Origin of the sequence: Brevibacillus humidisoli (assembly GCF_020923435.1) — a bacterium.
Classification (GTDB): domain Bacteria; phylum Bacillota; class Bacilli; order Brevibacillales; family Brevibacillaceae; genus Brevibacillus_E; species Brevibacillus_E humidisoli.
This window is the reverse complement of the sequence record NZ_CP087263.1, coordinates 991,403-1,004,874: the sequence shown is the minus strand read 5'-3', so window position 1 is coordinate 1,004,874 and position 13,472 is coordinate 991,403. Positions and strand designations below refer to the sequence as shown.

Sequence of the window (13,472 nt, the reverse complement as noted above, 5' to 3'; positions counted from 1 at the left end):
CCTCCAAAGCGGCTCCTCCTTCAACGCCGTTACAGTTGGCGCAGTTCCTGTTTGATTTCTGTCTTCGACTTCGTCTTTTCATCGATCTGTTTGATCACACGGGCGGGAGTGCCTGCCACCACAACATAAGGCGGCACGTCCTCGATCACCACTGCTCCGGCAGCGACGACGGCTCCTTTGCCTACACGTACTCCCTCAAGCACGACAGCATTGGCACCAATTACTACATCGTCTTCGATGATCACTGGCGTTGCCGACGGCGGCTCGATCACGCCGGCGATCACGGATCCGGCACCAATATGGCAGTTGTTACCGATCGTCCCACGCCCACCGACTACCACGTTCATGTCGATCATCGTTCCTTCGCCGATAACGGCACCGATGTTGATCATCGCGCCCATCATGATCACTGCGTTTTTGCCGATGGAGACCTGATCGCGAATAACGGCACCCGGCTCGATTCGTGCTTGGATCTCCTTGGTATCGAGCAACGGAATAGCAGAGTTGCGCCGGTCACTCTCGACGACATAATCTTCGATCTGCTCCTTATTCGCCTCCAGCACCGGTTGGATCTCTTTCCACTCCCCGAACAGTATCCCCACGTTGCCTGTGATAAAAGCCTTTGTTGTGGAACCGAAGTCGATGCCTTCCAGATCCCCTTTCACATGAACCTTCACCGGGGTTTTCTTTTCGCTGGTTTGAATAAACTTGATGATTTCATTGGCATCCATCATGTTCATCTTTTCATCCTCCTCTATCTCTTTCTGTTTTTGATTACTCGTCATGAACGGGTAGGCCATCGCAACATGTAAAAAAGCAATGAGCGGCACGCCTCTCATTGCGATATTTTCCCGTAAGAACTCGGTTCACCAACGGAAATAGCGCTCCACGAAAGGGTATCCTTCCATGACAGGACGTACGCTGTTCACGCACACCCCAGCTTGTGCGGTCTGGGGAGAACCGCTCAAACTTCGGCGCATTGGCCTTTCTTCCTTTTTCACAGGATCCCCATCCCCATATAAAAAAGAAATACTGATCCGCTGCGCACCTCTATTTTCATGACGATATGTAATTGTTTTTACTCTACCAGATTCCACTCCCGGACACAACAACGTTCGACATGTTCCTTACAGTACCAATTGATCTCTTTCCATCAACCGTTCCATGTAAGTGGAGTGTATAATAATAGAAAAAACGGAGGGGATCATCGCATGAGTCAGAGCGAACTTCCCGCATGGGCCTATCGATATCTCGAACGGTTGGGGCTTACTCCTGAACCACCCTCGTATTCCTTTCTGGGCGCGATCTGTCGAGCCCATTTGGTGACGGTTCCATTTGAAAATATCAGCAAACTGCTCTACTACCAGAGCCGAAAACAAATGGCTGCTCCTATCCCGCCCGTCGAGTTGTTTGTAGACAATATGTCGCGGTATCATTTTGGCGGTACCTGTTATACGCTGAACTCCCGCCTCTATCTGCTGCTCAAGGCACTCGGCTTTGACTGTTACTACGTGCTGCTCGGCAGTGACCACATGTCGGTATTGGTCAGACTGCCCGATTTGCCTGGAGAACGGGTCTTTGTGGACTGCGGGTCTGCCGCTCCACTGTTTTCTCCCGTCCGTTTTGAACGGGATCAGCAAAAATTTTCGTCATTTGCAGGCGAACAGATCCGCTTGGTTCCCGATCAAAAGCAACAGGGATGGTACCGTTATCTCCGCTATCGGCGAAATGAACTGATCAGCAACGAATGGTTGTTTCACCCAGACGATGCGAAAACGTTTGGCCAGTTTATCCCGATAATCGAACGCTCCAATCAGCCCGGTACTCCCTTTATGACTCTGCTGCGCTGTCAGTTGTTCCAGTTGGATAAACGGCGCAATCTCTCCTTGCGAAACAACGTATTCACGATTCGCTACGAAGACGGAAGTGATTCCAAACTCCTGCTCGGCAGTGCTGAGGAAATCCGGCAAGTGCTTGCAGACGAGTTCCGCCTGCCCCGTCTGCCGGTGGAAGAAGCCGTGAAGGTACTGCAATCGCTTGGCGTGGACGTATTTGCTCCCATGACACAAGGAGAAAGCCGATAACAAGAAAAATTGTCAGGGCGGTTTTCTGGCGAGAAATTGGACCTTCTTCAGAGGATATGTGGCTCTTTTTAGGTCGCACGTTCCTTGGCTATACTGAAGAAAGTAAGGAGTGTGTATGACATGGAAAAACAGATTTACTTTCCTGTCCCCTGGAAAGAGGCCAAACGGTACGCCGACATGCTCGATTCCTTGCACATCCCATACCGAATTGAATCGGCTGGCGGAAAAGTGCCCTTGGTGGAAGGGGACTTGGCCATTGTATTCCCTAACATGTCCATTCACCTATACATCAAGATTCGCGTTCTGTTTTTTGGAGATGGCTTGCGCTATCCGCAATGATCCGATGGTATCGCCTAATAGGGCTGCATAATATTTTTGCACAGTGTTCAAGATATAGAAGTGCCAGTGCATTACGATCCCAATCTCAAGGAGGACCGAACGATGCCACAACAGGTAGATACCGATTCGTTAAAAAAGGCGGAAGCCTCGACTTCATTGGCTAAAAACATGATTACCCAAGCGATTGAGCAGTCATCTGCAAACCCCACAATGGCAGAGGAAGCCCTCAAACAGGCGGCAACAGAAATTGCTCAGGCACAAACGATGGTCAGTCAGGTTCAGTCTATGATGCAGGCACAGGCCAGCCAGAATGCAAAAAAATAAACCCGGTTTTACGTCCAAGAGTCCTGCACTATGCCGCAGGACTCTTGTATGTGAAGTGTGCTTCGCACGGTATCCGAGCTTTTGCTTATCAAAGCTTATGCCAATACCTGTCTAATCCGTTCGAGAGCCCAGTCCAGTTCCTCTTTGCTGATCACTAATGGAGGAGCAAAGCGAATCGTCGTTTCGTGGGTTTCTTTGCAGAGCAGGCCTCTCTCTTTCAGCTGTTCACAATACGGCCGCGCTTGCGTCGAAAGCTCTACGCCGATAAACAAGCCTCGCCCCCGAACCTCGCGAATCAGCGGGTTTTTCATCTGCCGAAGCTGATCCATAAAGTAGTTCCCTAGTTCAAGCGATCGCGTCGCCAACTCTTCTTCTTCCAGGACGTCCAGTGCTGCAATCGCCACGGCGCAGCCCAATGGGTTGCCGCCAAATGTGGAACCGTGCGATCCTGGTTCAAACAAGCCCAGTACATCCCGATCGGCGGCTACGGCAGAGATCGGAAAGACCCCTCCGCCCAACGCCTTGCCCATGATGTAAACATCAGGTGTGATGCCTTCCCAATCGCAGGCAAAACGCTTGCCGGTCCGACCAAATCCGGTCTGGATCTCGTCAGCGACAAACAGGACGTTATGCGCCCTGCACAGTTTGTAAGCTGCCTTCAAATATCCTTCTGGCGGGATGATGATCCCTGCTTCTCCCTGTATCGGCTCGACCAAAAATGCGGCCGTATGTGGAGTGATCGCCTGCTCCAGGGCTTCCAGATCACCATAGGGGATAACCTTGAACCCGGGTGTAAACGGTCCAAATCCACGCTTGTATTCAGGCGACGAGGAAAACGAAGTAACGGTTAACGTTCTACCGTGAAAATTTCCTTCGCATACGATAATCTCTGCCTGGTTGTCGGGAACTTGTTTCACCTCATACGCCCAGCGCCTGACAGCCTTGAGCGCTGTCTCCACTGCCTCTGCACCGGTATTCATCGGCAGAATCATCTGCTTGCCGGTATACTGAGCCAGTCGCTCATAGAACAATCCCAACTGATCGTTGTGAAACGCTCTCGACGTCAGGGTTACTTTGTCAGCCTGTTCTTTCAATGCCTGGATGATCCGGGGATGGCGATGCCCCTGGTTGAGCGCAGAGTAAGCACTCAGCATATCCAAATAGCGGTTTCCTTCCGGGTCTTCCACCCATACGCCCTCGGCACGACTAATCACGATCGGCAGCGGATGATAGTTATGCGCGCCATACCGCTCCGTTTGTTCGATGATCTGCTTGGTTTGCACCATACACTTTTCCTCCCATCCGTACAAAAAGGAATCCCGACCTACGGAAACATGACCCAGATGCCTACTGCGTCAGTCTCTTCCGGATTGTAAAACTTGTGCTCCAATGTACTGTCAAAATAAATGCTGTCACCCTTTTCCAACTGGTACACCTTATCTTCGATCAGTACTTCCAGTCTTCCCTCAATCAGGTACCCGCACTCCTCACCCTGGTGAGCCAACTGAGGCAGATGCTTCACCTCGCCCGGTTTCACAATCAATTCGAACATTTCGCATTTTCCGTCCAGTGCAGGAGAGATTAACCGGTAGAGTACATTCGGGTGCAGCATGGTCATCACTTTTTGTTCCTCCCGCCTGGTGATATGCACCTTGGAGGGGGAGATGTCCTTGAAAAAGGAAAATACGGGTATTTCGAGATAGTAACTTAGTTTCCACAGTGTATCGAGAGAAGGATTCACCAATCCCCTCTCAATCTGTGAAAGGGCACTTTGACTCAAACCGATCCGTGCCGCCAACTCCACAACCGTCAAACCCATTTTTCGCCGATACTGGCGAATCTTGCTGCCGATTAATTCCTTTGGGAACGCCAACTCGTCTTTTGAACCCATATCCTCAACCTTTCCTACGAAAAAACGTAATCAATCGCCCGTCGCAACAGATGGGGCACCACCCGAGTCGTATAGTGCAGCTCCAGCCGCTCTGAACGCTTATGAGCGTCCTTCCCATACGGACCGAGATTAATGGTTGGCAGGTTTAGCGCAATGATGTCATCGATCGGAATATTGTACTGGTTGCCCCACAGCGGCATATTGCTCTGTAAAGTTGGTACCACTTGCTCCGGATTGTAGATCCGGCAGTAGCTCACATCTGACAGACCGGTAAAGAAATGCTGCACCTGGATCTCTTCGCCATATTGTTCAGCGGCATCTTTTCTGACCTGTTCGATGACCTCTGTGATTTTTTGTTCCTCCGCTGACTGCTGATCGAGATGGACGTGCGGATAGTACGGCGGCGCAAACATGATCAGATAGAACGGCGCTTCTTCGATAAAGAACGTACTCATCTTCGCTGCGATTTGTACGGACAGTTCCTGACTGTCCCAGTTTGCTTTTCTGCCTTCCTGCAGTACACCGTCTAGCGATTCGGCAAACGGTCGCCCAAACTGCTCGATTCCTCGTTGGTACAGCTCACTGTAATCGTACACGGCTGGCCGAGACACCTGGTTGGAGCGGGTAGGTACATCCTTGTTGTACATTTCGTATTTCTGCAACCGTTCCCGGTAGACACACTCCGCAGCCTCGCCCGCAATCTGCTTCACTTTGTGCAGCACGTCCAGCGGTGTCTGTGAAAGGGTCAGAACGTTGTAGAGAATATAGGCCAGATTGGGGGTCTGCACATCGTATTGCGTCTTTAGGTCACTCATCTTAAGACAAGTCGGGGGCGGATTCTGTTCCCCGTTGACACGATCGACAAACTGTTCGGACAGCTCCATCCGTTTCACCATCTCTGCTGCCATCCAAGCCGCATTCAATCCTTCCAGCGGTTCACCGGCATGGGTTTCCCTCCCGACGCAGAGTATCAGGGGAAGCAGCTTCCCAACCGAACCGGTGTAGATGTAATTGGATCGATCCCCGGGAAAAGCGGCAAAGTTCGGTTCAGAGCAGATGCAGAGCTGATATTCCAAGCCGTGCTGCTGCTTGAGTTGATTGAGAAACGGCACGGCCGCAAACATGCCCTTTGAGCTTTTTTCTTCATCTGGCGTGGCCAGCAGCAAGATATTGCCCGGAAATGTTTCCTGCTGGGCAATCTCACTAAGCACGGCTAATTGTACAGCCAAGCCCGCCTTCATATCCATCACGCCCCGGCCAAACAAGTAACTGCCGCTGTCCAGATCGTTCCTCGCTTCCTCATCCAGGGCATCGCGGAACTGCTGGTGAAGCTTCTCCGTCAGCAGCTCCGGCTGAAAGGCATACTCTCGCATGTAGCCGAAATCGTCTACCCCGACCACATCAAAATGGCTTAACAGCACGATGGTCTTAGAACTGACGGGGTTGCCCCGATAAAGAGCAGCCACTGTCGTACGGTTTAGTGGGTCGTCGGGTACGGGAACACTCATCACCAACTCGGGATGCTTCTGATAGTAAGGGATCTCCCGCAGGATCTCGACAATCTTCTCCGCCATCAGCGTCTCTCCTGCTGTGCCAGAGATGCTGGGCACCTCCACCAAACGATTGATTAATGTTCTGATTGCCTCCGGTTCGTTCCAATGCTGATATTGCTGCATGATTGGCCTCCGTCTGTCATGTGTGATCAGGTACTCTCTCCGTTGCGCAATCAAACAGGATCCGGGCTGCCATGCTGGCCGTTATCTCCTGCGGATCGTACAGCGGATTCACTTCAGCGATGTCCATGGCGTCTATGTGACGGTACAAACCGTCCAACAGGTCAAAGCACTGCACCGGTGTCAGCCCGCCGGGTTCGTTGGCGCCGGAACCAGGAGCAAAGGCCGGATCGAGGACGTCGATATCAAAGGTAAGGTAAATTTTTTCTACATCCTGACATGCACGGAGCGTCCGCTCAATCACCTCAGCGGTACTCATCCGGTGCACTTCCCTGGCTGTGATCTGTACGATCCCTGTCTCTCGCAGATATTCGTCGTACCAAGGGTAGTTATAGCTTCTTACGCCGATTTGCACGATATGGTGCGGTTTGACCCGCGGCAGTTCCAGTGCGCGCCGCATCTGGCTGCTCTGCGAAAACCTGCCTTGAACCGGCGAGTCATCCACTAAGTCGAGGTGAGCATCAAACTGGATGATCCCAATGTTGCCCGTACTGCTGTCATGCAAGGCTTTGATCCCGGGATACGAGATGGAATGATCTCCGCCCAAGATAAAGGGAAACACGTTATCATCCAACAGTTCTCTGATTTTTGCTTCCGCGCTCTGGAAGGTCGTCTCCGTACTGTAAGCGGCGATCTCGATGTCACCGTAATCGATGATTTCCTGCTCGTGAAAGTGAATCAGCTTACGCTTCTCCACGTTGTACACTTTCCCGCCATCGATCCGGTTGCGCAGCCATCCTGCCGCTTCGCGGATCGCTTTCGGGGCGTAACGCGCCCCCGGTCTGCCCAGGGAAGCGCCGCCATCCCAGGGAAAACCGACAATCCCAACATGTTGTTTTTTCATCTGATAAACAGCCTCCTGATAGTCAGAGCTTACATTTCCAAGTACTTATGAATCTTAAAGCGTTTTTCCAACAGGACAATCAGGACAAACGAGACAATGACGGTCACACTGGCCAACGCCGTTACAACCGGATTGATATCCATCGCCACATACTGATAGATGCGAATCGGAATGGTGACCGTATCCGCCTGGGCGAGAAAAATGGTCACCGTGTACTCGTCAAGCGAGACGAGAAAAGCAAGGATCGCACCAGAGATGAGTGCCGGCAGCAGCTGGGGCAGAACAACCGTACGAAAGGCGTACCACGAATCGGCTCCGTGCACGATGGCTGCTTCCTCTTGCACGTGGTCAAAGTGACGCAGTGTTGCGATCAAGATGCGCACCACATACGGACTGATGATGATCGAGTGAGCCAATACAATCCCCAGCGGCGAACCCACCAGTCCAAGCGGCACGAAAATAATTAAAAAACCGATCCCAGTCGTGACCAATGGTACGATCAGCGGTCCGAGAAACAAGGATTCCAGCAGGTTTTTCCCCGGCAGATTGCCCTTGACGATGCCGAGTGCAGCACATAACCCGATCAGCCCGGCCAGGCAGGTGGAAGCAGCACCGATGGAGAGGCTGAGCCACAACGAGGAGTGGATTCGCTCATCTTCCGCCAACGCCTCATACTGTTTCCATGTAAAGTCGTCCGGCGGAAAGCTGAACATATCGCCGCCGCTGAACGACTGCGGTATGATGATCAATACCGGCCCGAGGATAAACAGGACCACAGCCAGGATGTACAGGTACACCAATCCCCTCCATTTAGGACGCAATGTGACCCCTCCTCTCCAGCCGTCCCATCACCAGTAGTACGGCTACGATGATTACCAGCAGCACAAAGGACAAAGCAGCCCCCATTCCCATGTTGCCGATCGTGACAATCGAGTTGTACGCCATGTTGGCCAGCAGATTGTCAGACGGTCCGCCCATCATGATCGGTACCAAAAACGTACTGGCCGCCAGAGCGAATGCGATCGAGCTGCCGGCAAACACCCCCGGCAGGGACAGCGGGAACGTTACCTTCCAAAAGGTGCGCAGGCGAGAAGCTCCAAGCATGGTAGAAGCCTCGATCAGGGACGATTCCAGTCTGTTCAGCGAGGTGTAGATATTGAGCACAATAAAGGGTAGCACAAAATGGACGATGCCGATCACGACAGCGGTCTGGGAAAACAATAGAGACGTCTCAGAGCCGCCGAACAACCCGCTCAGTCCCTTTGCTATCGGCCCCTCTTTGCTCAACAGGATCATCCAGCCAAACAGACGGATAGTCAGACTCATAAACATCGGTGAAATGATCAGCATCAACCAAAACCCCTGCTTGCTCGCAGGTCTCGTCGTAATAAAATAGGCCAACGTGTAGCCGATAAACAAGGCGATCAGCGTGCTGATGACAGAAACCCACAGTGTTTTCAACAGTACCTTGGAGTAGAGATCAGCAGAAAAAAGGTTGACGTAGTTGGCCAGCGAAAAACTGCCGTTCACCCAAACGCTGGTGTAGACCACTTTGCATACAGGGTAGAGGAACAGCGCCGTCATATACGCAACGGCGATCCAACCCAGTACGGTATAAAACCGCATCATGTTCCTCATCTTAGCTCTCCCCTTTGAAGAAGCAGACGGAATCAGCGCTGAACCAGACACGAACCTGCTCGCCGCGCTTTGGTAGTGGTGTAACCATCTGGGGGTAGATCGCGTCAATTTCCAGACCGTCAGCCTGCAAAAGTCGCAGCTTCAATTCCGTCTCTCCCCCTAGATAACGGCTGTCCAGGACTTCTGCTTCTGTCACCTGAACCCGCCCGGCAATCTGCTCCAGAGAGAAGAGTTCCTGTTGGTAGTCGGCGATCTGTATCGCATTGGCTCTCATCAAGAGCACACCCCTGTCCCCCGGGGCGGCGTCGGCTCCCACATGGCCAACCGGGATCTCACAGTTCCCCAGCCTAGCCTTGCCCTCCTCCAAGAGGACAGCTCCTTCTCCACGGTTGGTGTACCCGAAGAAATCGGCCACAAATGCGGAGGCCGGTTGTTTCAAGATCGCTTCCGGTGCCGCAAACTGCTCGATCTTCCCTTTGTTCAGGACAGCGATTTTGTCCGAAAGATATAGTGCTTCATTCTGATCATGGGTGACGTAAATCGCCGAGAAGCCGATCGTTTGATGCAGATTGCGGATTTCTTGCAGCATCTGTTCTTTCAACCGTACATCCAGATTGGACAAAGGCTCATCGAACAGCATCACTACCGGCTCCACGGTCAGTGCCCGGGCGAGACTAACCCGCTGCTGCTGTCCGCCTGACAACTCCCGAGGCTTCCGCTTGGCCAGATGGCTTAGCCCGACCAGCTCCAAGTACTTCTCCACTTTTTGTTTGATCACGTCCGCTTTTTCCTTGCGGGCCCGCAGACCGTATGCCACATTGTCCCAAACCGTCATGTGCGGAAACAACGCGTACTGTTGAAACACCATGCCAAGGTTGCGTTTATTAGGTGGGATGGCGCTTACATCCTGCCCTTTTAAAATCACCTTACCCTCGCTCGGCGAAGCCAACCCAGCCACCATCCGGAGAATCGTCGTCTTCCCGGAACCGCTCGGGCCCAGCAGAGAGAGAAATTCTCCCTCTGCCAGGTCGAGACTGATGTTGTCAATGACTGTGGTATCAGCAAAAAACTTCGAGATTGACTGAAGCGAGATAGCCGGATCTACTGCGTTGTTGCTTCTGTCCATTTGGTCAGCCATTCCTCCCGTTTTGGTAAGATCTCGTTCCAGTCAGGCGTGATCAGTGCTTCTACCTTCTCTTTTCCATAGACGACGATCTCCTGCAGCGATTGATCCAGTTCAACTGTAGTATTGGTTGGGCCGTAATAGAGTTCTTTCGCAAAGCCCGCTTGAACCTCCGGCGTCATGCAGAAGTCGATCAGTTTCTTAGCCAGTTCCTTGTTTTCACTATCCTTCAATACGCCCATCCCGCTGCGAATCAGTACGCCACCCTCTTTGGGGATGGTGAAGTCAACCGGTTTCGCCGCGTTTTTCAGCGCGTAGGCTCTTCCGTCAAACCAGGCGGCCATCGCCACTTCCCCTGTTCCAAACAACGATTCCGGTGCGGAGAAAGAAGAGTAGTACTGTGCTACTGAGGGCGTTACCTCTTTGAATGCTTCCCATACCGGCTCCATGTTCTCATACGAAGCACCGGTTGCTTTCGCCGTGAGCAAAATGTCCGGGATCCATTGACTCATCAGGGCCACTTTTCCTTTTGCCTCCGGACTCCAAAGATCGTTCCACGATTCCGGCTTGTCCACTACTTCAGGGTTGTAGGCAATCCCCCAAGCTCCAAATACGTTGACGAGCCCGTAGGTTTCTCCGTCCTGGCTGTTGAGGAAGGCCTGCGGATAGAGGTTGTCCCATGTGGAAAACTCCTCTTTTTTCAACGGTTCCAGCATGCCTTTGTTGGCAGCGTCGATGAGATCGAAGTCATCAAGTGAAACCACATCGATTGAAGAACCGCCGCCCTGCGCCAGCTTGGCGATTCCCGTATAAGGAGCCAGTTTTACGGTGACTCCAGGGTTTGCTTTCTCAAACGGCTCCTTTACGTATAACGTAAACACCTCATCGTACTTGCCACCAAACGATGTAACGACAATCTCGCTGCTTTCGGTCTGGTTGTCTCCGCCGCCTTGTGTTTGCTCACCTGACGAAGAACAGCCGGCCAGCACCGTAAGAACAGATGCGAGCAATAGTGATAGCAGAGAAACACCTTTCTTCTTGAAGCTGTAGTTGCTGTTGGACTTTTTCATGTTTTACCCCCTACGATCTGGTTGATTTTTTCCTACTCTCTGCAAGCATTCTCTTGAGTCGAAAAACCCTGATAGCTGGTGCCAGTACGTGGAGCCCTCCTTTAACAGGTAAAATATTAGTCATATTGCGAATAATAAAAGTATAAATTATATTCAGCCTGCTGTCGATGGGGTTATTGGACAAGCTGCAGATAAAAAAATATTTTCCGATAACGGCTTCCGCTGACAAATCGATTGATTGGAACCAGGAAGATGTACGCCTCATTCTGTATAAAACCGGAAACAAATCAGGTTTTTTCCTGTATCATATGATAAAATAAAAGAGGATACAGATCGTATCAGAGAGGGGGAAGTCGCTTGCTCTACTTTTTCGGCTTTCTTGCTTGTCTTGCCGCAGCCGCCTGGTTTCTGCGCGGCTCAAGAAGCCTGCGCGGCAGAGACGAATACGTGAAGCATCACTACATCGATGAAGCACGCTTTCAACAAATGCACAACATGAGCCACCACGATCCTGGTGGCCACCATTAGTCAGACTTGAGGAAAACCCGGGGCGAAACGAGATGATCACCATCATGCTCCGGGTCTTTCCATGAGCCAACGACAACGGCTCTTGACAGCCCTTCTCTTCATTCCACCTCCTGTCTGCTTCTCTTCTCGATCAAATAATCGATATAACGTCCAACGGCATACCAAAAAACAATTGTCGTAATATAGATCAAGCTCATCTTGGTCGGTACAGACATCCTGTCGTAAAATATTTCGATCACCCAGCTGGTAGGACTGGTCAAATAGAGAATGGCATGGCCCAACTCGATCTGCAGCAGGCTCATCAGGCTGACAACAACGGCAAACAACGTAAAGTAGAGGCTGTATCGTTTGAACACGCAGTGCTCCTCCTCGTCGCGTAAAGTACGTTTGCAGAACTTCTTTTTATTCTTCGACATGGCGGAGCAACTATACACCCCATCTCACCTTCTTGGCGCAGGACCAAATATTGGCGCAGGCATCCCTCCTCCCTGACATAGAAACCATCTCCTTTTGGGCAAAATAAGCAGAAACGTAAGGAGGGATTCAGCATGAATGCACTTCACCTAGCTGACAGATTGAAGGAAGCGGAAAACAAGATCGGTCATCTGCGCAGAGCAATCGACTACATAAGTGAAAGACAGGAGTTAGCCGAGTCGATTGACGTATTGGGACGGGTCATCAAGGATTACCAGGTAGAATGCGAAAAAATGAAGAAGATGCTAAGCCAGATCAACGTGTCCAATCACGACAATCGTCCGGAACGAGAAGAACCCACTTTTACCCAGTAAAAGTGGAGCATCATCACCGGATGGAACTGTCTCACTAGTCGCATTCCGCTTTTGACCGTTCCACTTTTCAGGACGAAACACGCCAACATCCCGTCCCACTTTTCATCGTGAGACGGGATGTTTTTCGTTCGCACAGGGATATTGGTTACTATGCGGGACACCCCTTGGCTACAATCGATCGTCCTCCCACAACTTCATGTAATCCTCCTCTGTTGCTCTCATACCATCGCCTGTCCGCATACTGATTGAAGAATAGGCGTGCCCCCCCTCTTTTGCGATGAACGCAAGATCCTGTTGATCGAGGGAGACGTAGCTGCCGATCTCTCCGTCACCATCGGTGTCGATCCTGGTGATCAGATACGTGTCTGGGTACCCGTTGCTGCGCAACAGATGATAATGCCCCTTGGCGAACGGTTCCACGGTATACTCTCCCAACAATTGATGAAATGAATCGTCTCCGCTGGGGAGTTTTGCCACGGACCAACCGCGCCCCTGTCGGTGAAGAAAAGTGGTAAGCACCATACCATCCTCCATCATGTGTAGTATGCTGTAAGTAGATTTACAGGTATTGTTAGGTTGCACAGCTTCCTTGTCTTCCGATACAATTTTATTGAGGAGGGGATTGGTCCATGGAAGAGTTATTGTTATCGTTCCAATATGATGAACTGATGACATGGGTCTGGCTCGTCCTTGGCTTTTCGGCGGGGCTTCTCTACCTGCGTTCCAGGATCGTTCCCATCCCGGTGGTCGTCTATGTGCAACCGATCAGCAATACCTATACGGCAAACGTCGATCCGCAGTATATCGAGAGGTACCCCGAAGCGAGGATATCGATCCTGACTCTCTTTCTCTGTTTCTGCAGATCCAAGGTTCATTCCGACAGAGTACCGAACATTCCTCCCTTTTCCTGTTTGACAATCTGAAAAGGGGGAGATCTGCTTGTGGTCGAAACTGATTGGGGAAGCGTTGATTGGGCTCGTAAGTCTGCCGCTGATCGCTTTGCAAACCGCGGAAGGTTTGAAAGCGCTCGTTGAAATATTCGCAGAGATTGCTCAATACGGAAAATGGAAATGAATACGACATAACACTGGTTGTCCGGCAGCAGATGTT

General features: G+C 51.4%; 18 protein-coding genes and 1 riboswitch. Of the genes, 7 read left to right on the top strand and 11 right to left on the bottom strand.

Annotated features, from left to right (window positions below; all coding sequences use genetic code 11):
• Positions 1–29 precede the first annotated feature (29 nt).
• Positions 30–740: a 2,3,4,5-tetrahydropyridine-2,6-dicarboxylate N-acetyltransferase gene (gene dapD / locus LOK74_RS04945; RefSeq protein WP_230045478.1), complete on the bottom strand. Its 711-nt coding sequence runs from the start codon at positions 738–740 to the stop codon at positions 30–32.
• A 131-nt stretch (positions 741–871) separates the two neighbouring features.
• Positions 872–1,061: riboswitch (Lysine riboswitch) on the bottom strand.
• A 150-nt stretch (positions 1,062–1,211) separates the two neighbouring features.
• On the opposite strand from dapD, the gene LOK74_RS04940 reads away from it, so the two are divergent.
• The 3 genes from LOK74_RS04940 (at position 1,212) to LOK74_RS04930 (ending at position 2,747) form a co-directional block, all read left to right on the top strand.
• Positions 1,212–2,084, top strand: coding sequence for an arylamine N-acetyltransferase (locus LOK74_RS04940; protein WP_230045477.1), 873 nt, complete (start codon positions 1,212–1,214; stop codon positions 2,082–2,084).
• 120 nt (positions 2,085–2,204) lie between these two features.
• On the top strand, positions 2,205–2,423 hold the full coding sequence (locus LOK74_RS04935) for a hypothetical protein (RefSeq protein WP_230045476.1): 219 nt from the start codon (positions 2,205–2,207) through the stop codon (positions 2,421–2,423).
• A gap of 102 nt (positions 2,424–2,525) precedes the next feature.
• Entirely contained in the window at positions 2,526–2,747 is a 222-nt protein-coding gene (locus LOK74_RS04930) for a hypothetical protein (protein WP_230045475.1), read from the top strand.
• Positions 2,748–2,842: 95 nt separating this feature from the next.
• On the opposite strand, the gene LOK74_RS04925 is transcribed toward LOK74_RS04930, so the two are convergent.
• Genes LOK74_RS04925 through LOK74_RS04890 form a run of 8 tightly spaced genes read right to left on the bottom strand, consistent with a single transcriptional unit; the run spans position 2,843 to position 11,046 of the window.
• Positions 2,843–4,033, bottom strand: a complete 1,191-nt coding sequence (locus LOK74_RS04925; RefSeq protein ID WP_230045474.1) for an ornithine--oxo-acid transaminase — start codon at positions 4,031–4,033, stop codon at positions 2,843–2,845.
• 38 nt (positions 4,034–4,071) lie between these two features.
• On the bottom strand, positions 4,072–4,638 hold the full coding sequence (locus LOK74_RS04920; RefSeq protein WP_230045473.1) for a helix-turn-helix domain-containing protein: 567 nt from the start codon (positions 4,636–4,638) through the stop codon (positions 4,072–4,074).
• Positions 4,639–4,652: 14 nt separating this feature from the next.
• Positions 4,653–6,314 (bottom strand): M20/M25/M40 family metallo-hydrolase, encoded by a 1,662-nt coding sequence (locus tag LOK74_RS04915; RefSeq protein WP_230045472.1) that lies wholly within the window; start codon positions 6,312–6,314, stop codon positions 4,653–4,655.
• Positions 6,315–6,330: 16 nt separating this feature from the next.
• The gene (locus LOK74_RS04910) at positions 6,331–7,215 is read right to left on the bottom strand and encodes an agmatinase family protein (protein ID WP_230045471.1); all 885 of its coding nucleotides are present in this window, start codon (positions 7,213–7,215) and stop codon (positions 6,331–6,333) included.
• 29 nt (positions 7,216–7,244) lie between these two features.
• Positions 7,245–8,036 carry an ABC transporter permease gene (locus LOK74_RS04905; protein WP_230045470.1) on the bottom strand — a complete coding sequence of 264 codons (792 nt, stop codon included), beginning with the start codon at positions 8,034–8,036 and terminating at the stop codon, positions 7,245–7,247.
• Positions 8,026–8,853 (bottom strand): ABC transporter permease, encoded by an 828-nt coding sequence (locus LOK74_RS04900; RefSeq protein WP_230045469.1) that lies wholly within the window; start codon positions 8,851–8,853, stop codon positions 8,026–8,028. The genes LOK74_RS04905 and LOK74_RS04900 overlap by 11 nt, the downstream gene beginning before the upstream one ends.
• A 1-nt stretch (position 8,854) precedes the next feature.
• The gene (locus LOK74_RS04895) at positions 8,855–9,979 is read right to left on the bottom strand and encodes an ABC transporter ATP-binding protein (RefSeq protein ID WP_230045468.1); all 1,125 of its coding nucleotides are present in this window, start codon (positions 9,977–9,979) and stop codon (positions 8,855–8,857) included.
• The gene (locus tag LOK74_RS04890; protein WP_230045467.1) at positions 9,955–11,046 is read right to left on the bottom strand and encodes an ABC transporter substrate-binding protein; all 1,092 of its coding nucleotides are present in this window, start codon (positions 11,044–11,046) and stop codon (positions 9,955–9,957) included. The genes LOK74_RS04895 and LOK74_RS04890 overlap by 25 nt, the downstream gene beginning before the upstream one ends.
• Before the next feature lie 357 nt (positions 11,047–11,403).
• Between LOK74_RS04890 and LOK74_RS04885 the strand changes: the two genes are divergently transcribed.
• Positions 11,404–11,574 carry a hypothetical protein gene (locus LOK74_RS04885; RefSeq protein WP_230045466.1) on the top strand — a complete coding sequence of 57 codons (171 nt, stop codon included), beginning with the start codon at positions 11,404–11,406 and terminating at the stop codon, positions 11,572–11,574.
• A 98-nt stretch (positions 11,575–11,672) separates the two neighbouring features.
• Here LOK74_RS04885 and LOK74_RS04880 read toward each other — a convergent pair whose 3' ends face one another.
• A complete protein-coding gene (locus LOK74_RS04880; RefSeq protein ID WP_230045465.1) occupies positions 11,673–11,930 on the bottom strand; it encodes a hypothetical protein in 258 nt (85 codons plus the stop codon).
• A 192-nt stretch (positions 11,931–12,122) separates the two neighbouring features.
• Here LOK74_RS04880 and LOK74_RS04875 point away from each other — a divergent pair, with 192 nt between their 5' ends.
• Positions 12,123–12,362 (top strand): hypothetical protein, encoded by a 240-nt coding sequence (locus LOK74_RS04875; protein WP_230045464.1) that lies wholly within the window; start codon positions 12,123–12,125, stop codon positions 12,360–12,362.
• A 168-nt stretch (positions 12,363–12,530) separates the two neighbouring features.
• Here the strand turns inward: LOK74_RS04875 and LOK74_RS04870 are convergent, their stop codons facing one another.
• On the bottom strand, positions 12,531–12,881 hold the full coding sequence (locus LOK74_RS04870; protein WP_230045463.1) for a Get4 family protein: 351 nt from the start codon (positions 12,879–12,881) through the stop codon (positions 12,531–12,533).
• A 110-nt stretch (positions 12,882–12,991) separates the two neighbouring features.
• On the opposite strand from LOK74_RS04870, the gene LOK74_RS04865 reads away from it, so the two are divergent.
• Positions 12,992–13,285, top strand: coding sequence for a hypothetical protein (locus LOK74_RS04865; protein ID WP_230045462.1), 294 nt, complete (start codon positions 12,992–12,994; stop codon positions 13,283–13,285).
• Positions 13,286–13,301: 16 nt separating this feature from the next.
• Positions 13,302–13,436 (top strand): hypothetical protein, encoded by a 135-nt coding sequence (locus LOK74_RS24040; RefSeq protein WP_255679497.1) that lies wholly within the window; start codon positions 13,302–13,304, stop codon positions 13,434–13,436.
• Positions 13,437–13,472: the final 36 nt, after the last annotated feature.

What these genes read in the sequence shown, in the direction of transcription:
- dapD (WP_230045478.1), bottom strand. Translation starts at nt 740, where the DNA reads ATGAACATGATGGATGCCAATGAAATCATCAAGTTTATTCAAACCAGC.
- LOK74_RS04940 (WP_230045477.1), top strand. Translation starts at nt 1,212, where the DNA reads ATGAGTCAGAGCGAACTTCCCGCATGGGCCTATCGATATCTCGAACGG.
- LOK74_RS04935 (WP_230045476.1), top strand. Translation starts at nt 2,205, where the DNA reads ATGGAAAAACAGATTTACTTTCCTGTCCCCTGGAAAGAGGCCAAACGG.
- LOK74_RS04930 (WP_230045475.1), top strand. Translation starts at nt 2,526, where the DNA reads ATGCCACAACAGGTAGATACCGATTCGTTAAAAAAGGCGGAAGCCTCG.
- LOK74_RS04925 (WP_230045474.1), bottom strand. Translation starts at nt 4,033, where the DNA reads ATGGTGCAAACCAAGCAGATCATCGAACAAACGGAGCGGTATGGCGCG.
- LOK74_RS04920 (WP_230045473.1), bottom strand. Translation starts at nt 4,638, where the DNA reads ATGGGTTCAAAAGACGAGTTGGCGTTCCCAAAGGAATTAATCGGCAGC.
- LOK74_RS04915 (WP_230045472.1), bottom strand. Translation starts at nt 6,314, where the DNA reads ATGCAGCAATATCAGCATTGGAACGAACCGGAGGCAATCAGAACATTA.
- LOK74_RS04910 (WP_230045471.1), bottom strand. Translation starts at nt 7,215, where the DNA reads ATGAAAAAACAACATGTTGGGATTGTCGGTTTTCCCTGGGATGGCGGC.
- LOK74_RS04900 (WP_230045469.1), bottom strand. Translation starts at nt 8,853, where the DNA reads ATGAGGAACATGATGCGGTTTTATACCGTACTGGGTTGGATCGCCGTT.
- LOK74_RS04895 (WP_230045468.1), bottom strand. Translation starts at nt 9,979, where the DNA reads ATGGACAGAAGCAACAACGCAGTAGATCCGGCTATCTCGCTTCAGTCA.
- LOK74_RS04890 (WP_230045467.1), bottom strand. Translation starts at nt 11,046, where the DNA reads ATGAAAAAGTCCAACAGCAACTACAGCTTCAAGAAGAAAGGTGTTTCT.
- LOK74_RS04875 (WP_230045464.1), top strand. Translation starts at nt 12,123, where the DNA reads ATGAATGCACTTCACCTAGCTGACAGATTGAAGGAAGCGGAAAACAAG.
- LOK74_RS04865 (WP_230045462.1), top strand. Translation starts at nt 12,992, where the DNA reads ATGGAAGAGTTATTGTTATCGTTCCAATATGATGAACTGATGACATGG.